The 21768-nt window shown below is 67.1% G+C and carries 21 protein-coding genes; 7 read left to right on the forward strand and 14 right to left on the reverse strand.

Annotated features, from left to right (window positions below):
- Positions 1-18: 18 nt before the first annotated feature.
- Entirely contained in the window at positions 19-1644 is a 1626-nt protein-coding gene (der, locus tag ACI2KI_RS00735) for a ribosome biogenesis GTPase Der (RefSeq protein ID WP_312063603.1), read from the forward strand.
- Between the two features lie 104 nt (positions 1645-1748).
- Here der and ACI2KI_RS00740 read toward each other — a convergent pair whose 3' ends face one another.
- The 6 genes from ACI2KI_RS00740 to radA form a co-directional block, all read right to left on the reverse strand.
- The gene (locus ACI2KI_RS00740; RefSeq protein ID WP_404616913.1) at positions 1749-3023 is read right to left on the reverse strand and encodes an O-antigen ligase family protein; all 1275 of its coding nucleotides are present in this window, start codon (positions 3021-3023) and stop codon (positions 1749-1751) included.
- A gap of 98 nt (positions 3024-3121) precedes the next feature.
- Positions 3122-3883, reverse strand: coding sequence for an SDR family NAD(P)-dependent oxidoreductase (locus ACI2KI_RS00745; protein WP_404616915.1), 762 nt, complete (start codon positions 3881-3883; stop codon positions 3122-3124).
- Positions 3884-3932: 49 nt separating this feature from the next.
- Positions 3933-4274: a VOC family protein gene (locus tag ACI2KI_RS00750; protein ID WP_312063607.1), complete on the reverse strand. Its 342-nt coding sequence runs from the start codon at positions 4272-4274 to the stop codon at positions 3933-3935.
- A gap of 6 nt (positions 4275-4280) precedes the next feature.
- The gene (gene purF / locus ACI2KI_RS00755) at positions 4281-5786 is read right to left on the reverse strand and encodes an amidophosphoribosyltransferase (protein ID WP_404616917.1); all 1506 of its coding nucleotides are present in this window, start codon (positions 5784-5786) and stop codon (positions 4281-4283) included.
- An 80-nt stretch (positions 5787-5866) separates the two neighbouring features.
- Positions 5867-6403 (reverse strand): CvpA family protein, encoded by a 537-nt coding sequence (locus ACI2KI_RS00760; protein WP_312063608.1) that lies wholly within the window; start codon positions 6401-6403, stop codon positions 5867-5869.
- A 34-nt stretch (positions 6404-6437) separates the two neighbouring features.
- On the reverse strand, positions 6438-7811 hold the full coding sequence (gene radA / locus ACI2KI_RS00765; protein WP_404616919.1) for a DNA repair protein RadA: 1374 nt from the start codon (positions 7809-7811) through the stop codon (positions 6438-6440).
- A gap of 161 nt (positions 7812-7972) precedes the next feature.
- Between radA and ACI2KI_RS00770 the strand changes: the two genes are divergently transcribed.
- Positions 7973-8614 (forward strand): YIP1 family protein, encoded by a 642-nt coding sequence (locus tag ACI2KI_RS00770; RefSeq protein ID WP_404616921.1) that lies wholly within the window; start codon positions 7973-7975, stop codon positions 8612-8614.
- A 3-nt stretch (positions 8615-8617) separates the two neighbouring features.
- On the opposite strand, the gene alr is transcribed toward ACI2KI_RS00770, so the two are convergent.
- The 8 genes from alr to rpsF all read right to left on the reverse strand — a co-directional run bounded on the left by alr (position 8618) and on the right by rpsF (position 16402).
- On the reverse strand, positions 8618-9655 hold the full coding sequence (gene alr / locus ACI2KI_RS00775) for an alanine racemase (RefSeq protein ID WP_404616923.1): 1038 nt from the start codon (positions 9653-9655) through the stop codon (positions 8618-8620).
- Between the two features lie 50 nt (positions 9656-9705).
- Positions 9706-11202 carry a replicative DNA helicase gene (locus ACI2KI_RS00780; RefSeq protein WP_404616925.1) on the reverse strand — a complete coding sequence of 499 codons (1497 nt, stop codon included), beginning with the start codon at positions 11200-11202 and terminating at the stop codon, positions 9706-9708.
- Positions 11203-11316: 114 nt separating this feature from the next.
- Positions 11317-11682 carry a hypothetical protein gene (locus ACI2KI_RS00785; protein WP_404616927.1) on the reverse strand — a complete coding sequence of 122 codons (366 nt, stop codon included), beginning with the start codon at positions 11680-11682 and terminating at the stop codon, positions 11317-11319.
- A gap of 64 nt (positions 11683-11746) precedes the next feature.
- Positions 11747-12391, reverse strand: a complete 645-nt coding sequence (locus tag ACI2KI_RS00790) for a DOPA 4,5-dioxygenase family protein (protein ID WP_404616929.1) — start codon at positions 12389-12391, stop codon at positions 11747-11749.
- Entirely contained in the window at positions 12385-14781 is a 2397-nt protein-coding gene (locus ACI2KI_RS00795) for a TonB-dependent receptor plug domain-containing protein (protein WP_404616931.1), read from the reverse strand. Before ACI2KI_RS00795 ends, ACI2KI_RS00790 begins: the two co-directional genes overlap by 7 nt.
- Positions 14782-15145: 364 nt before the next feature.
- Complete coding sequence (rplI, locus tag ACI2KI_RS00800; RefSeq protein WP_292082520.1) at positions 15146-15730, reverse strand: 50S ribosomal protein L9; 585 nt, start codon at positions 15728-15730, stop codon at positions 15146-15148.
- A 1-nt stretch (position 15731) separates the two neighbouring features.
- Positions 15732-16010 carry a 30S ribosomal protein S18 gene (gene rpsR / locus ACI2KI_RS00805; RefSeq protein WP_105564333.1) on the reverse strand — a complete coding sequence of 93 codons (279 nt, stop codon included), beginning with the start codon at positions 16008-16010 and terminating at the stop codon, positions 15732-15734.
- An 11-nt stretch (positions 16011-16021) separates the two neighbouring features.
- Complete coding sequence (rpsF, locus tag ACI2KI_RS00810) at positions 16022-16402, reverse strand: 30S ribosomal protein S6 (RefSeq protein ID WP_292082521.1); 381 nt, start codon at positions 16400-16402, stop codon at positions 16022-16024.
- A 236-nt stretch (positions 16403-16638) separates the two neighbouring features.
- Between rpsF and ACI2KI_RS00815 the strand changes: the two genes are divergently transcribed.
- The 5 genes from ACI2KI_RS00815 (at position 16639) to ACI2KI_RS00835 (ending at position 21673) form a co-directional block, all read left to right on the forward strand.
- Complete coding sequence (locus ACI2KI_RS00815; protein WP_404616933.1) at positions 16639-17928, forward strand: Nramp family divalent metal transporter; 1290 nt, start codon at positions 16639-16641, stop codon at positions 17926-17928.
- 93 nt (positions 17929-18021) lie between these two features.
- Complete coding sequence (locus ACI2KI_RS00820; RefSeq protein ID WP_404616935.1) at positions 18022-19455, forward strand: fibronectin type III domain-containing protein; 1434 nt, start codon at positions 18022-18024, stop codon at positions 19453-19455.
- 90 nt (positions 19456-19545) lie between these two features.
- Complete coding sequence (fabD, locus tag ACI2KI_RS00825) at positions 19546-20490, forward strand: ACP S-malonyltransferase (RefSeq protein ID WP_404616937.1); 945 nt, start codon at positions 19546-19548, stop codon at positions 20488-20490.
- Between the two features lie 19 nt (positions 20491-20509).
- Entirely contained in the window at positions 20510-21250 is a 741-nt protein-coding gene (gene fabG / locus ACI2KI_RS00830) for a 3-oxoacyl-[acyl-carrier-protein] reductase (RefSeq protein ID WP_404616939.1), read from the forward strand.
- A gap of 183 nt (positions 21251-21433) precedes the next feature.
- Entirely contained in the window at positions 21434-21673 is a 240-nt protein-coding gene (locus ACI2KI_RS00835; protein WP_105564338.1) for an acyl carrier protein, read from the forward strand.
- The last annotated feature ends 95 nt before the right edge of the window (positions 21674-21768 follow it).

A 21768-nucleotide genomic window follows, 5' to 3' on the forward strand; every position in this document is an offset into this window, starting at 1 on the left:
TTGAGTTAGAAAGCCGACATGGCTCTAAAAGTCGCCATCGTCGGCCGGCCCAACGTGGGCAAGTCGACACTGTTCAACCGACTCGTCGGCAAGCGTTTGGCGCTGGTCGATGACCGCCCGGGCGTGACCCGTGACCGTCGCTACGCCGACGGCAATATCGGCGACATGGACCTGACGCTGATCGACACGGCCGGCTACGAAGACGTCACCGACGAAAGCCTTGAAGCGCGCATGCGCGAGCAGACCGAGGCGGCCATCGAGGACGCCGACGTCATCCTGTTCACTATGGACGCCCGCGAGGGCGTGACCCAACTGGACCGCATCTTCGCGGACCGCCTGCGCAAGGTGCACAAACCGGTCATCCTGCTGGCGAACAAGTCCGAGAGCCGCGAAAGCTCGGGCGGCGTGGGCGAGGCTCACAGCCTGGGCTTCGGCGAACCGGTCGCCATTTCGGCCGAGCACGGCGAGGGCATGGCCGACCTGTATCAGGCCCTTGTGGTCGCTTCCGAAGATGTCTTCATCGAGGAAGAGGAAGAGACCGACAAGCCGATCCGCATCGCCATCATCGGCCGCCCGAACGCGGGCAAGTCGACGCTGATCAATCGTCTGCTGGGTGAAGACCGCCTGCTGACCGGTCCCGAGGCGGGCATCACGCGCGACTCTATTTCAGTCGACTGGGAATACGAAGGCAAGGCGATCCGCTTTGTCGACACCGCCGGGATGCGCCGCAAGGCCCGCGTCCAGGAGAAGCTGGAGAAGCTGTCGGTCGCCGACACCATCCGCGCCATCACCTTCGCCGAGGTTGTCGTGCTGGTGATGGACAAGGACGACGCCTTCGACACCCAGGACCTGCAACTGGCCGACCTGGTCGAGCGCGAAGGCCGCGCCCTGGTCTATGTCGCGTCGAAGTGGGATCTGGAAGAAGAGCCCCAGTCCAGGATGGCCGAGCTGAAGCGCCTGGCTGAGGACAAGCTGCCGCAATTGAAGGGCTCGCCCTTCGTGGCCCTGTCGTCGCACAATGGACGCGGCGTGGATCGGTTGATGCCGGCCATCATCAAGGCCTATGAAACCTGGTCGGTGAAGGTCAAGACCAAGGACCTGAACACCTGGCTGTCCATGGCCACCCAGAGGCATCCGCCGCCCGCCGTCGACGGCAAGCGGGTGAAGCCGAAATACATGGCCCAGACCAAGGCCCGTCCGCCGACCTTCGTGCTGATGGCCAGCCGCGCCGGCGACATGCCCGAGCACTACAAGCGCTATCTGGTGAACAGCCTGCGCGAGAGCTTCGATCTGCCCGGCACGCCGATCCGGCTGACGGTCAAGTCCGGCTCGGCCAACCCCTATGCCGAGGGCGGCGCCAAGTCCGGTCCCGAGCGTTACAAGGGTACGGCCAAGACCGCGCCGCGCAAGGTGCTGAAGGCCGAGAAGGCCGCGGAAGCCCTGTCCAATCTTCCCGGCAAGGCGCTGGAGCAGAAGAAGTCGGGCATCAAGCCCAAGGTGAAGGCCCTGGGCGGTTTGAAAGCCGGCGCCAGCAAGAAGGCTGGCCAGAGCATCGCGGTCCAGAAGGGCGCGCGCGGCGGCGCCCGACAGGTCTCGCGTTCTGGTCGCATCCGCACCGGTCAGAAGCACGCGCCGAAGAAGTAGGGCGCGCAGTCTGGGAAAAATCAGGGCGAGCGGTCAACGACGACGGCTCGCCCTTTTTCTTTTTCGCGGCTCAACGGCGTAGACGGGTCGAGATGCTTCGACGGTCAGGCGGGCCCTCGTCGTGTCCTGCGCGTCCGCGTGTTCGCCGGAACGACGCGGGTTGGGGAGTCCTGATCGCCGATGACCGCCTTTAGCGCCAGGGCCACGAACAGCACCCACCGGATGTTGTGCCAGTTCATGGTGATGCTCTCGGTCAGCATGGTCAGCGTGTAGGCCGTCATCATCGGCATCAGCAGCCAGCCCGATGGCCGGGCGTAGGCCGCCCACAGGGCCCGACCCCACATCTCGATCATCCAGGCCGCAAGCAGGATGACGCCGGGTATGCCCAGGGCCAGATAAACTTCCAGCCAGCCGCTGTGGGCATGGGCGGCGCTGAACTTGGCTTCGTGGGCGATCCAGGCCTTGGCCCCCCCGGGCGAGGCGTCGTCCCAGACCACGCCGTAGCCGAAACCGGTCCACGGTCGCTGCTGCATCTGGTGCATGATGCCGCTCCAGATCTCCGTGCGTCCGGTCAGGGTGGCGTCCTTGCCGAGCAGGTCGAAGATCAGATCGCTGCGCGTGGCGACGATCAGGAGGGCGGCGCAAACGACCACAACAGCCAGCCACGTGCCGACGATAGCGCGCTTCGGCCCGGCCTGAACAAGGGCGACGAAGCCCATGCTGGCGAAGGACAGCACCAGCACAACCAGTCCCGTCTTGGAGGTCGACAGGAGCACGAGGGCCGAGGCGATGGCGGCGCAGACCAGCCACAGCCGACGTCGCTGCGGGACCATGACGGCGGCGGCGGTCATGCAGATGGCCGCCAGCCCCATGTTCTCGCCGAGGGCGTTCTTTTCCAGCCAAAGGCCGCGCCAGGCCCCCGGGAAAAGCTCATGCATTCGGCCCCAGTCAGGCAGCAGGGCGCCGAGGAAGAGGGAGGCGACCATCATCACGGCCATGGCAGAGGCGAGAATCTCGGTCAGCGTGGCCCAGCGCCAGCGCGCCGCCAGCGCCACGCCGCCCAGGGTGGTGAACACAAGGGCGAACACCCGGCGCAGCGTCACGTCCGGCATGATCGACCAGGCCACCGAGGCGGTCGTCAACAGCAACAGCAGGATCAGCAGGGGGGAGCAAGCAAGCGCCCTCAGCGCCGTGCCGGGCCGGATCAGAAACAGTCCGACCGCCAGGGCGTAGGCGGGGTAGAAGCCGTTGCGCAGGAAGTCGGCCGACCTCAGACCATAGCCGGTCATCGGCGCGGCCCAGGCCTGGGAATAGATCAGAACGATCAGCACCGAGGCCAGAAAGGCCAGGATGTCGCCATAGGGGGTCGCGCGCGCCACGGGGGCGGGACGCGACGTCGCATCAGGCGTCAATCGAAGGTTTGGCCTCGTCGGTCCTGATAGTCGCCCCCCCGGCGACTGGATCGACATGGACGAGCCTAGACCAGGGCATCCGCCGACCGGCCCAGCTTCCAATCCTTGAAGCTGATGGTCAGGGGCGGGGTGAGGTCGGGGCGGGCCAGTTCGACCATCAGGGGGCCGATCTCCGAAGGATGGGGCAGGACTTCGGGATCTTCGCCCGGGAAGGCCTGGGCGCGCAACTGGGTGCGCATACGGCTCGGATCGACCACGGCGACGCGGATGGGCGTGCTTTCGACTTCGTCGGCCCAGCATTTCACCAGGTTCTCGGCCCCGGCCTTGGTGGCGGCGTACATGCCCCAGAAGGCGCGCGGGTCAGCAGCGACGCTGGTGGTCAGATAGATGGCGCGCCCGGCGTCCGAGGCGCGCAGCAGCGGTTCCAGCGAGCGGATCAGGCGATAGACGCCGGTGAAATTGATCTTCTCGACCTTGGCGAACTCGCGCGGTTCGGCGTGGGCGACCGGCGTAAGACCCGACGGGCCCATGGTCGCGGCAGCCTGAACCCAGATGTCCAGCTTGCCGAAACGTTCGAACAGGGCGCCGCCCAGACGATCAATGGCGCCGCCATCGACCAAGTCGAACGGGACCAGGGTGGCGTGCTGGCCGGTGGCGGCGAAGATGGCGTCGTCCAGCTCTTCCAGACCGCCTTGGGTACGCGCGGCGGCCACGACGTGGGCGCCGGCCTTGGCCAGAGCCAGGGCGGTCTCGAAACCGATGCCGCGCGAGGCCCCGACGACCAGGGCGATGCGGTTGGCGAGGGGGAGGGAAGCGTGTTCGGACATGGCCCGCTGATAGCGCGCCCCGACGTCGGGCGAAAGGCTCAGCCTCGCTTCAGTATCCCGGCGCCGGTTGCCACAGGCTGAAGCTGACGCCCTGATCGTCACTGGCGATGGCGGACAGGCCCGACGGGCTCTCGGCCGGCATGGCCGCGTGTCCACCCAGCGCCCGGACGCGGTCGCAGGCGGCGTGAATGTCGTCCACGCGGAAGTAGAGATGCGAAAAGGCCCGGTGCTCGCCCTTGGTGATTCCAAAGGCCGGGTCCGAGTCCTTCACATGGGCATAGGCCGGGTGCGAGGCGGCTTCGTCGAAGGTCCAGTCGAACAGGCCCGCGTAGAAGGCGCGGGCCCTTTCGATGTCAGGGGTGTCGAGGGTGAAGTAGCCGAGCTGGATCATACCGCCTTAAGCGGTCACCAGCAGGGAAAGTTGCCCGCCCTTCGCATCGCGGCCGCCTTCTTCGATTTCGCGGTCCAGCAGGCGGGTGGGATAGTCGCCGGTGAAATAGTGGTCCGTGAACTGTGGATTGGCGGCGTCACGCGGCCCGGCGCCCAGAGCGTCGTAGAGGCCGTCGATGGACAGGAAGCCGAGCGAATCGACCTCCAGGATGGCGCGCATCTCGTCCATAGTGTGGGTCGCGGCCATCAGTTGCGTCCGCTCGGGCATGTCGATGCCGTAGAAGTCGGGGAAGAGGATCTGCGGGCTGGCCGAGCGCAGGTGAACCTCCTTGGCGCCGGCCGCGCGCACGGCGCGAACCAGCTTCAGCGAGGTGGTGCCGCGAACGATCGAGTCGTCGATCAGGATCACGCGCTTGCCTTCCAGCGCCGAACGGTTGGGGCTGTGCTTCATGCGCACGCCCTTTTGCCGGGCGCCCTGGCTGGGCTGGATGAAGGTGCGGCCCAGATAGTGGCTGCGGATGATGCCCACTTCGTACGGAATGCCGCTTTCTTGCGCGTAGCCGAGAGCGGCAGGCACGCCCGAGTCCGGCACAGGCACGACAATGTCTGCCTCGACCTCGAACTCGCGCGCCAGACGACGGCCCATTTCCTTGCGGACGTTGTAGACCGAGCGGCCGTTCACCACGCTGTCGGGGCGGGCGAAATAGACATACTCGAACAGGCAGGGACGGGCGGCGCGGGCGGGGAAGGGCTTGATCGAGGTGAGGCCGTCCTCGTCGATCACGACGACTTCGCCGTGTTCGATGTCGCGGATGAAGGTGGCGCCGATGGTGTCTAGCGCGCAGGTCTCGGAGGCCAGCACCCAGGCCTCGCCCACCTTGCCCAGCACCAGCGGGCGGATGCCCAGCGGGTCGCGCGCGCCGATCATCTTGTAGCGGGTCTGGGCGACCAGGGCGTAGCCGCCTTCGATCCGGCCCAGGGCGTCGATGAACCGGTCGACGATCTTGGCCTTACGGCTGCGGGCGATCAGGTGAAGGATGGCCTCAGAGTCCGAGGTGGACTGGAAGATGGCGCCTTCAGAGACCAGCTGCGCGTGCAGGTATTTGAAATTCGTCAGGTTGCCATTGTGGGCGATGGCGATGCCGCCCTGGTCCAGATCCGCGAACATGGGCTGGATGTTGCGCAGGAAGCTGCCGCCGGCGGTGGAATAGCGGGTGTGGCCGACCGCAGCGCCGCCGGGCAGGCGGGTGGTCAACTCGGCGTTGCCGAAGGCCTCGCCGACGAGGCCCTGATGGCGCTCGGTGTAGAAGCGTTCGTCGCTGACGCTGGCGATGCCGCAGGCTTCCTGGCCCCGATGCTGCAGGGCGTGCAGGCCCAGTGCGACGATGGAGGAGGCTTCATTCTCGGGCGCGCCCCAGACGCCGCAGACACCGCATTCCAGCCGCAGCTGGTCATCCTCCGGCTCGCGCCAGTGTTCGCGGTGAACGATGGGATCGGCGATATGGTGGCGCATCGTCAGGCTCCGATGACCGGGACAGGATAACTCAGGCGGCGGCGCCGCGCACGTAGTCCGCCATTGCGTCGAGGGCAAGGCTATTGATCGGAAAACCCTTCGCGGACGGAAGAACCGACTACGGGAGTCAGGGCGTCGGCGCCCTTTCCAAGAGTCGGCAGGACGACCTGAATGGCCTTGGCCGAGCCTTCGCTGACGGGCGACAGGGCCGCTTCCGTCAGCCAGCGCGGGGGATTGTCGGTCATCACGCCCATGATGGTCAGATGCACCGCCCCGATCAGGGCCAGGGCTCGCAGGGCGCCCAGCGCCAGACCGAAGATCTGATCAAAGGCGCCGAGCGCATTGCCGCGCGCGCCCTTGGAAATCGCCGCGCCGAGCAGGCGCAGGCCAAAGTAGAGAATCAGGAAGGTCAGGCCCACGGCCAGCACCGAGCCAGCCCAATCTGGGTCGACCAGCGAGCGTCCGAACGGGGCGGTCCAGGGCAGGGTGATCAGGGCCAGCAGCCCCGCCAGGAAAAAGCTGAAGAAGGCCGTCAACTCCCGCACGCCGCCCCGGAACCAGCCGGCGGCGCCGGAGGCCAGAAGCACAAGGATGACAAAGACGTCGTAGCCGGTCACGCGCGCTGCAATTCCTGAAGGAGAAGAGGCCGCCTCAATAGCGGTTTTGCGAGATTCGCTCGACCACCTCGGTCAGCAGGCCGGCGGTTGTCAGGGCCACGTCGCCCTTCTTGACCTTGTCCTTGGCCTGGGCCGGGGCCAGGGCGCGATCGAAGCCCAGCTTCTTGGCTTCCCTCAGCCGCGCCTCAGCGCGATTGACGGCGCGGACCTCGCCCGACAGGCCGATCTCGCCGAAGACGACGCAGCCCTGCGGCAGGGGCTTGTCCAGCGCGGAACTGATCAAGGCGGCGGCGGCGGCCAGGTCGGCGGCGGGTTCGTTGATCCGCAAGCCGCCGGCGATGTTCAGATAGACGTCCTTGTCCCCGAAGCCGAGGCCGCAGCGCGCCTCCAGCACGGCCAGCAGCATGGCGAGACGGCCGTTGTCCCAGCCGACGACCGCGCGTCTTGGCGTGCCGTAGGCCGAGGGCGCGACCAGGGCCTGGATCTCAACCAGAACCGGTCGCGAGCCTTCGATGCCCGCGAAGACGGCGGCACCCGGCGCCCGGTCCTTGCCTTCGCCGAGGAAGAGGGCGGAGGGGTTGGTGACTTCGCGCAGACCGACGTCGCTCATCTCGAAGACGCCGATCTCGTCGGTGGCGCCGAAACGGTTTTTGCCCGCGCGCAGGATGCGGAAGGGGTAGCCGCGCTCACCCTCGAAGCTGAGTACGGCGTCGACCATGTGCTCGACCACGCGCGGTCCGGCGATCTGGCCGTCCTTGGTGACGTGGCCGACCAGGACGATGGCCGGGCCGCCGTCCTTGGCCAGCCGCACCAGTTCGGCGGCGCAGGCGCGGACCTGGGTCACAGAGCCCGGCCCGGCCTCATGGGCGTCGGACCACAGGGTCTGGATGGAGTCGATGATGACGATGTCGAACTTGTCGCGCTTCAGCGTCGTCAGGATTTCGCGCAGGGCCGTTGCAGAGGCCAGCGACACGGCGGCGTCGGCCACCCCCATGCGCTTGGCGCGGGCGCGGATTTGCTCGATGGCTTCTTCGCCCGAGATATAGGCCACGCGGGCGCCGTTGCGAGCGGCCTTGGCCGTGACCTCCAGCAGCAGGGTGGACTTGCCCACGCCGGGGTCGCCGCCCAGCAGGATGGCCGAGCCGGGCACCACGCCGCCGCCGCAGACGCGGTCGAACTCGGTCACGCCGGTGACGATGCGGGGCGGCTCGGGCGTGTCGGATTGCAGGGTCTCGAACTGCAGGCCGCGTCCGCGCGACGTCGAGGCGGGCTTCATCGCGCCGGGCGGGGCCGACTTGGACTCCTCGGCCAGACAGTTCCATTCACCGCAGGCCGAGCATTGGCCCGCCCATTTGGAATGAACCGCCCCGCAGGACTGACAGACATAGAGAAGGGTGTCGCGCGCCATGACCCTGACCTAGCAGGAATCGCGGCGCGGGCGAGGGGCCATGCGTCGGGCTACGTCCAGTTCTGACGCAGGGCGACGCGCGCGGGTTGCATTAGGCCTCATATGCCCGTCATCCTGCCAAGCTATAGCGTCGTTACGACTCAACCCCCGCCGAGGCCTTCATGACCGCTCCGAACCCGCCCGCCATTGATCCGGGCCTCGTCGCCCGTGTGCAGAACATCCTGATGCGGCCCAAGCTGGAATGGCCGGTCATCGAGGCGGAATACGCCACGACGCGCAGCCTGTTCGCTCGCTACGCCATGATCCTGGCCGCCATCGGTCCGGTCGCGAGCCTGATCGGCGGGCAACTGTTCCCGATCCACATCTTCGGCTCGGTGATGCGCACGCCGATGGTCGGCGGCCTGCTGGGCGCCATCGTCACCTGGGGTCTGTCGCTGGTGTCGGTCTTCGTTCTGGGCCTGATCATCGACGCCCTGGCCCCGACCTTCAACGGGACCAAGGACAAGGTGCAGTCGATGAAGGTGGCCGTCTATTCGATGACGGCGGCGTGGACGGCCTCGATCTTCAATCTGTTCCCGGCGCTGGCCTGGCTGGGCGGGCTGCTGGGCCTCTACGGCTTCTACCTGCTCTATCTCGGTCTGCCGGCCGTGATGAAGGCGCCGCAGGACAAGGCCCTAGCCTACACCGCCGTCGTCGTGATCTCGGCCATCGTGCTGTGGATGGTGGTCAGCGCCATCGCCGCCGCTGTCGTGGCCAGCTTCGTGGTCGGCACGATCGGTCTGGGCGCGCTGGCGCTGAGCTAGGGCCTAGCCGACGTAGAGGCGCGGCACGCGCGGCGTGATCGAGGTCAGCATTTCGTAGCTGATGGTTCCCGCTGCCGTCGCCGCGTCGTCCACCAGACGGTTGGCGCCGAAGATCTCGACCGTGTCGCCAGCCGCCACGTCCAGGCCGGTGACGTCCACCGCCAGCACGTCCATCGACACCCGGCCGATGATGGGGCGCAGCTCGCCCGCCACCCAGACCTGACCGCGCGGGCTGTTGCTGCGCATGACGCCATCAGCATAGCCGGTGCCGCAGGTCGCCACGCGGATCGGAGATTCGGCGCGATAGCCCTGCGAATAGCCGACCGTCTCGCCCGCAGGCACGTCGCGCACCTGCATGATCTGGGCGTTCAGGGTGGCAACGGGGGCGATGCGGCTGTCGGGCTTGCCCTCGGGCCCGCCGCCGTAGAGGCAGATGCCCGGCCGCGCCACGTCAAAGGCGAAGTCTGGTCCCAGGAAGCAGCCGCCCGAGTTGGCGAAGGAGCGCGTCACGCCCGGATAGCGGGTGACCGCCGCCGCGTAGGCGTCGCGCTGGGCGCGGTTCAGCGGATTGGACGGCTCGTCGGCGCAGGCCAGGTGGGTCATCACCAGCTCCAGCCCCTCGAAGGGCTCGGGCGCGTCCTCGACGCGGAAGCCCAGTCGGTTCATGCCGGTGTCCAGTTGCAGGCCGCAGGCCCCGCCGCCCGCCGCCGTCCAGGCCGCGATCTGGCCCGGCTGGTTCAACACGGGGCGCAGGTTGGCCGCCTTGATCATGACCGCCGAAGACCCGTGGCAGCCGTCCAGCACATAGATGACCGGCTCAGGCCCGATGGCGTCGCGCAGCAGCACGCCCTCGGCCGCCCGCGCCACGAAGAAGGTCCGCGCGCCTTCGGCCATCAGCCGCTTGGCCACGGCGGCGGCGCCCAGGCCGTAGCCGTCGGCTTTCACGACCGGATTGACCGGCACGCCGGTCAGGCCCTGCAGGGTGTGGAAATTGCGCGCAAGGGCGCCGAGATCGACGGTGAGGGAGGCGGGGAGGGACATGGAGACCTTATGCCGCAAGATTTGTGCGGCGCCACGACCCTTGGGTCGAATTACTCGGGAATATCCGCATAGGCGCCGTAGCGATCATCGTGGGCCAGGTTGCCGAAGCGGACGGTGTCCGCGTCGAAGGCTAGCTTGACGATGCCGATGGGGCCGTGGCGCTGCTTGCCGATGACGACCTCAGCCTGGCCTTGCAGCCGGTCCATGTCCTGCTGCCACTGCAGGTGCTCTTCGGTGCCTTCGCGCGGCTCGGCGCGGCCCAGGTAATAGCTCTCGCGATAGACGAACATGACGCAGTCGGCGTCCTGCTCGATCGAGCCGGATTCCCGCAGGTCGGACAGCTGGGGCCGCTTGTCGTCGCGCTGCTCGACCTGACGCGACAGCTGCGACAGGGCGATGATCGGCACGCCCAGTTCCTTGGCCAGGGCCTTCAGACCGCCGGTGATCTCGGACACTTCCTGCACGCGGTTCTTCTGGCCGCCGCCTTCGCCCGTCGTCACTAGCTGCAGGTAGTCGACGATGATCAGGTCCAGACCGTGCTCCATCCGCTTCAGCCGTCGCGCGCGCGCCGCCAGCTTGGAGATGGAAATGCCGCCGGTGGCGTCGATGTAGAGGGGGCTTTCACCGATCTCGACCGCTGCGTCGCGCAGCTTGCCGAAGTCCGAGGCGTCGATTTCGCCCTTGCGCAGCTTGTCCGACGACACGCCCGAGGCGTCGGCCAGGATACGCATGGCCAGCTGTTCGGCGCTCATTTCCAGCGAGTAGAAGGCCACGACGCCGCCGTTGACCGTCTTGCGGCCCTCGGGCGTCGGCTCCCACTGATAGGCGCGGGCGACGTTGAAGGCCATGTTGGTCGCCAGCGCCGTCTTACCCATCGACGGACGGCCGGCGAGGATCAGAAGGTCGGACGGGTGCAGGCCGCCCAGCTTGCGGTCCAGGTCGACCAGGCCGGTGGCCAGACCGGCCAGCTTGCCTTCGCGCTGATAGGCCTCGCCCGCCATTTCGACGGCGCCGGCCAGGGCGGTGGAGAAGTTGACGAAGCCGGACGAGGGCTTGCCCGTCTCGGCCAGCGAATAGAGGGTCTGTTCGGCCTGTTCGATCTGCTCGTCGGCGGGCGTGTCCGGGTTGGGCGCCTCCTTGATCATCTCGCCGCCGATGCGGATCAGGTCGCGGCGCAGGGCCAGGTCATAGATGACACGGGCGTAGTCGGGCGCATTGGCCGCCGGGGGCGCGCGGTCCACCAGATCGGCCAGGTAGCGCAGACCGCCGAACTCATGAAACGCGGGGTCCTGCTTGAAGCGCTCCATCAGGATCGTCGGCTCGGCCAGCAGACCCTGGCGGATATGATCCTCGATCGCCTCGAACAGTCGCTGGTGGAAGGGCTCGTACATGTGCGAGCCGCGCAGGCGGTCGCTCAGCCGCTCGAACACGGCGTTGTCGAACATCAGCGAGCCCAGCAGCGCCTGCTCCGCCTCCAGGTTGTGGGGCATGGACGAGACGGAGACCTGATCGGCGTTTCCGTAGGGCATGGGAGCGAAGGCGTTCATTGAAATACGCATAGCCCTAACCGGCTCGTACGTCAGATGCGGCCGTCGCTGTCATGGGGACCATCCGACGCCGTCTGTGGACGGTCCTGAAAACCCCTGATGGATCAGCGGTGGTCAGGAAGGGCAGGGATGCTCCGCCGCCATCCATTCCCGCACGGCCTGGGTCACGCTGATGTTGCGGCGCGCCTGGGGGATGGCGTTAAACCGAGCCAGCAAGGCGTCGGCGGACAGGCTGACCTTCTCGGGCATACAGGTGGCCGGGCGGCGACCTGCGGTCCGCGCGGCGTCCTGTTCTCCACGCACAGCGGTGAAGGCCTGCTTGACCTCGTTCATCAGGCGTCGCGTATCCGACCGCAGCAGGGCGGTCGGATTGCGCGGGATTCGGTTGGCGGACGTCAGGAACTCCTGAACCGTCATGGCGCTGGCGCTGCCGGCCCACAGGCTGGCGGCGAGAGCGAGGACGAGCGTGGCCTTCTTCATGCGGACCCCTCCGATTGGAACGGCCCAGCTTCTCGCCATGGCGATGAATGCTCGATGAACGCTGTCAGGTCTCCAGCGGAACAGTCGGCAGGGTGTTGGGATAGATCCGTTCGATGTCCCCGCCCGCCGCCTTAGCCGAGCGCGCCATGCGAAAGGCGTTCACCGGCTGGGTCTCGCCGATCCACAGGGCGTTGATCAGGTGATCGGCATAGGGATCGTCGGTGTTGGGGTGGATCAGGATCTTCAGCCCCAGATGGTTCAGCATCAGCCAGGGAATGACGGTCGGAACCTGTTCCCTGGCGAAGCCGAAGTAGAAGGAGGGCGTGGTGTGCGGCCCGCGCGGCCCTTCGTTCCACTCGCCCAGCTCGACCTTGAAGCGATGGATGACCCAGTCGCGCAGCTGGGCCGCGCGGTAGGCCGTGTCCTCGTTGAAGTAGATGTGGGCGTGATAGCTGCTGATCTCGGTGTAGGCGCGCGGCGTCGAGGGCAAGTCGACGCCGCGCGGCAGCGGCTGGGGCGGGCCCTTGGGGTGCGCGCCCCAGGGGCTGAGGGTGCTGTCGTCGCCGACCTGAACCGCTGCTTCGGCCGGGCGGGACGAGACGGCCGCGGCGGTCGCCGCCGCAGCCGCCACGCCGCCCCCGACCAGCAGGGCCCGACGCGAGGCGGAGGGGAGAGCTCCCTCGCGCTCGGGTCCCGCCGTCGTCACCATTTCACGCTCAGACGGGCGTAGCCGTAGCGGCCGTTGAACCCGAACGGAGAATAGTAGGGGAAGCCCAGAACCCCGTTGCTGTTCAGCGTTTCGGGCACGAAGTCGGGGTACTCGTCGAAGACGTTGTCCACGCCGACGGCCAGGCCGACGCGGTCGGTGAACTGGAAACGGCCTTCCAGATCGACCGTGGTCTTGGCCCCGGTCGAGTAGTCGTTGGCCGGGGTCGAGCCAGCCTGCAGCACGTCGGCGTAGTAGGTCGCCCGCGCCGTCGCGCCCCAGCGGCCGAACTTCCAGTCCGCCGAGCCTGAGACCTTCGTATCCGGCGTGCCTTCCTCGATGGTGAGGATGCGGCTGCGTGCGAACAGGGTCGGCACCGGGTTCAGCACCGAGGAGGAGGTCGGTAGCCTGGTCACGCTGACGTCGTTGACGTTGGCGGCGACGGTGAAGTCCCAGTCGCCGACGCTCTCGGTGCGCAGGCGATAGCGACCGACGATATCGACTCCCTCGGTCTCGGTCGTCACGCCGTTGAGGAAGAAGCGCGCCGCCTGGACGCCCAGCGGGTCCAGCAGACCGGCGACCTGGGGCGAGAAGCTGCGGTTGATCAGTTCGGACAGGACGATCTGGTCCTCGATGATGATCTTGTAGGCGTCCACCGTCAGATCGAAGTCGCCCAGGCGGACCACCGCGCCCAGCGAATAGTTGGTCGAGGTCTCGGGCTTCAGCGCCCTGGCGCCCAGGGCCGTGGCGACGGCGCTGGTGGCGGGGAAGGTGCCGGTTTCGACCACGGCGCCGTTCTGGATCACCGACGAGGTCGAGGTGAAGAAGCTCTGCTGCAGCGACGGCGCGCGGAAGCCGGTCGAGACCGAACCGCGCAGCGCGAAGCTTGGGTTGAAGTCATAGCGGGCCGCGAGCTTGCCGGTCTGGGCGTCGCCGAAGTCGGAGTAGTCCTCGACCCGCAGGGCGCCTTCGACCGTGAACTTATCGGTCAGCGGGATTTCCACGTCGGCGTAGAGGGCGACCGCGTCGCGGTCTTCGTCCACCTCGTTCGAGGGCTGGAAGCCGACGAAACCCTGCGCGCCGCCGGCCAGAGCGGTGTTGGCGCCCAGCGGGCCGCGGTTCCAGGATTCCGGCTGACCGGCCTCGATCTTGTAGCCTTCGCGACGGGCCTCCAGACCCCAGGCGAAGTTCAGCGGGCCGCTGAGGCCGACCTCGAACTGACGGGTGAAGTCGGCGCCGAAGACCAGCTGGTCATAGATCAGGCTGCCGGAATCGAAGCTGGTCGGCGAGGCCGCGCCATAGGTGGCGTTCAGCGAGTCCTCGGTGCGGAAATCGAGGGCGTTGCGGCCATAGACCAGGCTGAAGTCGGCGTTCCATCCGGCGATCTCCCCCTTCACGCCGCCCGACAGCGACAGATCGCGAGAGTTGATGGCGATCTTGGGCAGGAAGCCGTTGGGATAGACGGCGGGCACGTTGTTGGCGTTGTTAGCCAGGCGAGGGAAGGCGGCGCCTTCGCTGTCGCGGTCCTGATAGCCGGCCCAGCCGTAGGCGTCCCAACCCGCAGCCAAAGGCTTGCCGGCGTTGGCGAAGACGGTCCACTGCTCGACCTTGGGGTCGCCCAGACGCGCCGTGACGGCGTTGGGGGTGACGCGCGGATCCAGATCCGAACGGTTGGTCGGCTCACGGTTCAGATACTCGGCCGACAGGGTCAGGAAGCCGTCGGACCCGAGGCCCAGGCCCTGCCATGCCGAGGCGGTGATGGTGCGGCCGTCGGTTTCGTCGCGCTCGCCGCGAGCGGTCTTCACAGTGGTGGCGTATTGGCCGTAGGTGACGCTGGCGCCGCCGCCCTCGCGGGCTTCCTTCAGGCGCAGGTTGATGACCCCGGCGATGGCGTCCGAGCCATACTGCGCCGAGGCCCCGTCGCGCAGGACTTCGACCCGGTCCAGGGCCCCGGTCGGGATGGCGTTCAGATCGACGGCGGCCGAGCCGCGACCGACCGTGCCGTTGACATTGACCAGGGCCGAGGCATGACGGCGCGTGCCGTTGACCAGCACCAGGGTCTGGTCCGGCGACAGGCCGCGCAGTGTGGCGGGACGGATGGAGTCCGAGCCGTCATTGGCCGAAGGGCGGGCGAAGCTAAGCGACGGCACGGTCTGGGCCAGGGCGGCGGCGAACTCGGTGGTGCCCCGGTTCGACAGGGTCTCGGCGGTCACAACATCGACGGGGGCCAGGGTGTCGAGGCGCGAGCGACTGGGCACGCGGCTGCCGGTGACGACGATGTCATCAACCGAGGTAGCGTCGTCGGGCGTTTCTTGAGCCGAGGCGGCGCCCGCGATCAGCAGGGCGGCGCCGGATGCCGCGAGGAACAGACTGGAACGATAGGCGAAGGTCATCTCGAGAGGTCAGCTTTTCTGATTGGACGCAAGGCGGCGGGCGGCGCCGTTGAGCGGCGTCGTGAGGCTGCGTCGATTGTCTGGGTGGTCAGGGCCGGCGGCGGACCGGCCGAAAGGCGATCAGCGGCGGGCTGGACATCGCGCCGGTCGAAGGACCGGGCGGTGTGTTGTGGCGTACAGGCGCATTCGCATCATCGTCTCCTGCCCATCGGGGAGGATGAGCCATGGCAATATTGCGGTGCGAAAGCGGCGTAGAATATCGAGAATATATCGCCAAACAATTAGAAAAACTAAATACTCGAGCCAAGAAAAAGGGGCGCGTCCCGAAGGACGCGCCCCTTGATCGATACCGTCAGTCGACAGATCAGGCTTCGTCGCCGAAGCCTTCTTGTTGACCGGCGCCGCCTTCGATCAGTTCTTGGGCGGCTTGTTCGGCGGCGTTACGCTCGTCGTCGAACTGGGCGCGGATGACATCCTCGCCCTTCGCTTGACGCTCGGCTTCTTCGGCCGAACGGGCGATGTTGATCTTGACCGTGGCGCGGACCTCAGGGTGCAGGCGAACCGGCACTTCGTGGACGCCCAGGGCCTTGATCGCGACGTTCAGCACGACTTGCGAACGCTCGACCTTGCCGCCTTCGGACTGAATGACTTCAGCCACGTCGCGACCGGCGACCGAACCGTACAGGTGACCGGTTTCACCGGCCTGACGGATCATGACGTAGGTCTGGCCGTCGATCTTGTCGGCGACCTTCTGAGCTTCGGCCTTGTTCTTCTCGTTGCGGGCTTCGATAGCCGCGCGGTCGAGTTCGAACGCCTTGAGGTTGGCCGAGGTCGCGCGGCGAGCCTTGTCGCGCGGCAGCAGGTAGTTACGAGCGAAGCCGTCCTTGACGGTGACGACGTCGCCGATGGCGCCGAGGTTCTCGACGCGTTCCAGCAGAACGACCTTCATCTTACTTCACCACGTACGGCAGGAGGGCCAGGTAGCGAGCGCGCTTGATGGCCTTGGCCAGTTCGCGTTGCTTCTTGGCGGAAACGGCGGTGATGCGCGAGGGCACGATCTTGCCGCGTTCGGAAACGTAACGCTGCAGCAGCTTCACGTCCTTGTAGTCGATCTTCGGCGCGTTGGCGCCCGAGAACGGGCAGACCTTGCGGCGACGGTAGAAGGGACGACGGCCGGCCGAGCCGGAGCCGGCCGGGGCGCCCGGGATGGGAGCGGTGGTGTCGGTCATGATCCGGTTCCTTATTCCGAGGCCGCAGCTTCGTCGGCGCGCGGGGCGCGATCGCGATCGCGCTCACGTTCACGACGGGCCAGCAGGGGCGACAGTTCCAGGTCGAGTTCCTCGACGCGGACGGTCAGCCAGCGCAGAACGTCTTCGTTCAGCGACAGCTGACGCTCGACTTCGGCCACGGCGGCGGCCGGGGCGTCGATGGCGAGCAGGGAATAGTGAGCCTTGCGGTTCTTCTTGACCCGGTAGGTCAGGTTGCGCAGACCCCAGTACTCGATCTTGGCGACGCTGCCGCCGCCTTCTTCGATCAGAGCCTTGATGGTGTCGTTCAGCGCTTCGGCCTGTTGCGCCGAGATATCCTGGCGCGTCATGACCGTGTGCTCGTAAAGAGCCATGCGGTAGTCTCCCTTGTGGGCATCGGCGTGAATGGGACCGGGTAGTCCTGTCCACGATGGCTCCTGAAGCGGCGGCCGGGATGACTTCCCGAACCCTTTGGCGTTCCGCAACAGGACCGAAGCCCTGGAAAGGCGGCGCGTATAGGCGAAAAAGCCCGCCAGAGCAAGGCTGACCGACCCGCGTTGCCAAGCGCAGCCGAAACAGCGGATGGTCTGCGCCTGACCGGAGACGCCGCATGACTTCATCCGAGCCGAACGCCCTTCTGAAAAGGCGCTGGTCCCTGATCGGGCCCGGCATCGTCGTCGCGGCGACGGGCGTAGGGGCGGGGGACCTGGTGGCGACCCTGATCGCAGGGTCGCGCTTCGGCTATGCCCTGCTGTGGGCGGCCATCGTCGGCACGGTGCTGAAGATCGCCTTGGCCGAGGCCGTGGGGCGATGGACCCTGGCCAGCGAGCGAACGATCTTCGACGGCTGGTCCAGCCTGGGACGGGGGCTGCTGCCCGGCGCCATCGGCCGGAGGCTGAACTGGGCCGGGCTCTATTTCGGCCTCTACGTCGTCATCTGGGGCTTTGTTTACGGGGCGGCGGCCATGACGGCGACGGCCCTGCCGCTGGCGGCCCTGTTCCCGGCGTTGGATCTCAAGGTCTGGGGCATGTTGAGCGGGATCGCGGGGCTGACCTTCGTCTGGTTCGGCGGTTACGGCCTGTTCGAGAAGGTGATGACCGCCTGTGTCGGGGTGATGTTCGTCACTGTCGTGGGTCTGGCCGTCATCGTGACGCCCGACATTCCTGCCCTGCTGACCGGCCTGTGGCCGACCCTGCCGCAGGGGTCGGTCTTCTACACCCTGGGTCTGATCGGCGGGGTGGGCGGGACCATCACCATGGCGGCCTATGGCTATTGGCTGAACGCCAAGGGCTGGAAGGGGCCGGGCTGGATTTCGGTCATGCGGCTGGACAACCGGGTCGCCTATCTGGTCACTGGCGTCTTTGTTGTGGCCATGCTGATCGTCGGGGCGGAGCTGCTGCACGCCGCGGGCATAGCCCTGCAGGGCGGCGAACGGGGCCTGCTGGATCTGGATCAGGTGCTGAGAGAGCGGTTCGGGCGTCCGATCTCCATCCTGTTCCTGGTCGGCTTCTGGGCCACCAGCTTCTCCAGCCTGCTGGGCGTCTGGCAGGGCGTCAGCCTGATGTTCGCCGACTTCACCGCCCATGTGCGGGGCCGCTCTGACGATCCGAAAGCTCGGGGCGACAAGAGCCGGGCGTTCCGCGCTTACGCCCTGTGGCTGACCTTCCCGCCTATGGCGCTGCTGTTCATCGAGCGACCGTTCGGCCTGATCGTGGCCTATGGCGTGCTGGGCAGCCTGTTCATGCCCTTTCTGGCCGGGACATTGCTGTGGCTGTTGAACAGCGAACGCGTGCCGAGGGAATGGCGCAGCCACTGGGTGTCCAACAGCCTGCTGGCGGCCGCGGCGATCCTGTTTGCCGTTCTGGCGAGCAAGGAACTGATCGGTCTGATCCCGTCGTAGGCGGCGCAATCCTCGCAGGAGTTTCACAAAAGCCCCGGCGAACCGTTGCATTAGGTGGCTACCTCGTCGCCCCAGACTATCGGGGAGACTTTCATGAAACTGTCCGCCGCCTTCTTGGCTGCCGCCGCTGTCCTGATGGCCGCCGCGCCGTCGATGGCCCAGATTGTCGCCCCGCCGGACCCCGATCCGCTGCCGCCGCCGCTGCACGCGCCGAACGGGCGATGGGCCGCCAAGGGCTGGGCCGACCGCATCGTGCTGACGCCCGCCGCCGATGCTGCGCGCGGCGCAGGCGTAGCCTGGCGCACCGACGCGCGTCAGACCGCCGCCGAAGCCCAGATCGCCGAGGAAATCGACGGTCCGCTGCTGGGCTTTACCGCCCGCACCGTGACCGGAACCACAGGGCCGATCCAGAACGAGAATGGTCAGGCCCTCTATCATCAGGTTCGCTTCGACGGCCTGAAGCCGGACACCCGCTACGTCTATCGCGTCCGCGCTGCCGACGGCTGGAGCGAGTGGCTGCCGTTCCGCACGGCCAAGGCGGAGTTCGCGCCCTTCCGCTTCATCTATCTGGGCGACACCCAGAACGACATCCTCGAGATCGGCTCGCGCGTGATCCGCTCGGCCTTCAAGGAGGCGGGACCGGCGGCTCTGGTTGTCCATGCCGGCGATCTGGTGGCTCAGCGCGAGGTCAAGGTTCACGACGACGAGTGGGGCGAATGGACCGAGGCCGGCGGTCGCGCCTTCGCCATGACGCCGCAGCTGCCGGCGACCGGCAATCACGAGTATGTCGATCATATCCTGCCTGGCGGCGAGGAATCGCGCGTCCTGGGGCCGCACTGGGCGCTGCAGTTCGCTCTGCCGGACAACGGCGCCGATGGCGTCAAGGCGACCAGCTACTTCGTCGACTATCAGGGCGTGCGTTTCATCGTTCTGGACGGCACGGCGGCGCTGGATCTGGGTGGGCTGGAGTCGCAGACGCGCTGGCTGGACGCGACGCTGGCCAGCAGCCCTGCGCGCTGGAACGTCGCCCTGTTCCACCAGCCCATCTACACCTGCGCCCGACCGCAGGACACCGAAGAACTGAAGGCGGCATGGAAGCCGATCTTCGACGCCCGCAACATCGACCTGGTGCTGCAAGGCCATGACCACTGCTATGGCCGCGTCTCCAACCCGGCAGGCGCCGAGGCTTCGCGCGCCGACAGCGCGGCGGGGCGTCCGCAGGGGCCGGTCTATGTCGTCTCGGTCACCGGCTCCAAGATGTACGGGCTGAATGATCGCGCAGACACCCAGCCGGTGCGCGCCGCCGAGAACACCGAGCTGTATCAACTGATCGACGTCGAGGCCGACCGCCTGTCGTTCCGCGCCTTTACCGCTACGGGGCAATTGTACGACGCTTTCACCCTGACGCGAGGCTCGGACGGTCGCAATCGCCTGACCGAGAGCGATCAGAGCCTGCTGGCGTTGCGTCGTTGCGATGGCGCGGCGGGGCCGGACAATCGACCCTGCACGGCTGAAATCAAGGACTGAAGAGGGACGATCCGCCGTTCTTCTTGCCGTTGGGGAGGGTTTCGCCTACCCCTCGGCGCCTTGAATCAACGGACCACGGATCGTTCCTCTATGACCCTCGCGCTTCTCTTCCCCGGTCAGGGCAGCCAGAGCGTCGGCATGGGCGCAGCTCTCGCCGAGGCCTTCGCCAGCGCCCGCGACGTCTTCGCCGAGGTCGACGACGCGCTGAACCAGAAGCTGTTCGACCTGATGCGCGAAGGCCCGGAAGACCAGCTCACCCTGACCGAGAACGCCCAGCCGGCCCTGATGGCCGTTTCCGCCGCGGCGGCGCGGGTTCTGAAGGTCGAGTTCGGCGTCGATGTGACCAAGGCTGGCTTCGTCGCCGGTCACTCGCTGGGCGAATACTCGGCCCTGGCGGCGGTCGGGGCGATCAGCTTGTCGGACACGGCCAGTCTGTTGAAGCTGCGCGGTCAGGCCATGCAGCGCGCCGTGCCGGTGGGCAAGGGCGCGATGGCCTCGCTGATCGGTCCCAAGGCCGACCTGGCCCTGGCCGAAGAAGCGGCCAAGGCCGGTTCGGAAGTCGGCGTCTGCGTCGTTGCCAACGACAACAACAACGGCAATGTCGTCATCTCGGGCGACAAGGCCGCCGTGGACCGCGCCATCGAGAAGGCCAAGGAACTGGGCGCGCGCGCCATTCCGCTGAACGTCTCGGCGCCCTTCCACTGCCCGCTGATGCAGCCCGCCGCCGATGAAATGGCCGCCGCCCTGGCGGACGCGAAGATCGTCGCCCCGGCCGTGCCGGTGGTCGCCAACGTCACCGCCCGCCCGGAAACGGACGCGGAGGTGATCCGCCGCCTGCTGGTCGAACAGGTCACGGGCCGCGTGCGCTGGCGCGAGAGCATGGAGTGGATGGCCACTGAAGGTGGCGTGACCCGTTTCGCCGAGATCGGCTCGGGCAAGGTCCTGACCGGCATGGCCAAGCGCATCGCGCCGGACGCCGAGAGCCTGGCGCTGAATACGCCGGAAGACCTTGAAGCGTTCGCGAAGTCGCTCTGATTTCATAGGGATAGAAACAATGTTCAACCTTTCGGGAAAGATCGCCCTGGTGACCGGCGCGACTGGCGGCATCGGCGGAGCCATCGCGCGCTCGCTGCACGCCCAGGGCGCGACCGTGGTGCTGTCGGGCACGCGCGAGGCGGTGCTGGCTGATCTGGCCAAGGAGCTGGGTGAGCGCGCCTTCTTCGCCGCCGCCAACCTGTCGGACTCGGAATCGGTCGACGGCCTGGTCGCGCGCGCCGAGGAAGCCGCCGGCGGTCCGCTGGACATCCTGGTCGCCAACGCCGGCATCACCAAGGACGGCCTGCTGATGCGGATGAAGGACGAGGACTTCCAGTCCGTCATCCAGATCAACCTGGAATCCTATTTCCGCCTGACCCGCGCCGCGGTGAAGGGGATGATGAAGCGCCGTTCGGGCCGCATCATCGGCGTGACCTCGGTGGTCGGCGTGACCGGCAACCCGGGCCAGACCAATTATTCGGCGTCCAAGGCCGGCATGATCGGCTTCTCCAAGTCGCTGGCCCAGGAAGTCGGTTCGCGCGGGATCACGGTGAATTGCATCGCGCCCGGCTTCATCGCCTCGCCGATGACCGACGTGCTGAACGACCAGCAGCGCGAGGCCATCCTGACCAAGATTCCGTCGGGCCGTCTGGGCACGGGCGACGAAATCGCCGCCGCCGCCGTCTATCTGTCGTCGGACGAAGCCGCCTATGTGACGGGCCAGACCCTGCACGTGAACGGCGGCATGGCGATGATTTAAGGCGTTGCGCGTCGCGATCACGACGCGCAACAATCTATTTCCCGCCCCGATGGCTGTGCTAAAGGGCGGGAATGCTTCGCGGCGGTGAGTCCCTTCGGGTCTTGCTTCCAAGGGGCTGCCGTGACACGGCGAACACTGAGACCCCGCCTTCACGGCGACAAACAAACAGGCAGAGAGACACTCATGTCCGACACCCTCGAACGCGTCCGCAAGATCGTTATCGACCACCTGGACGCCGATCCGGACAAGGTCACGGAAAAGGCCTCCTTCATCGACGACCTGGGCGCCGACTCGCTCGACAACGTCGAGCTGGTCATGGCCTTCGAAGAAGAATTCGACGTCGAGATCCCGGATGACGCCGCTGAGCACATCCAGACCGTCGGCGACGCTGTGAAGTTCATCGACGAGAAGCTGGCTGGCTAATCCAGCTGCGATCCGTCGCACTTCCTGAATGATGGCCGCCGTGGCGGGACCCTAGCGGGACCGTCCGGCGGCCATTATTGTTTCCGGTCACGATT

The organism is Brevundimonas sp. NPDC046655 (genome assembly GCF_044901625.1).
Taxonomy (GTDB): Bacteria; Pseudomonadota; Alphaproteobacteria; order Caulobacterales; family Caulobacteraceae; genus Brevundimonas.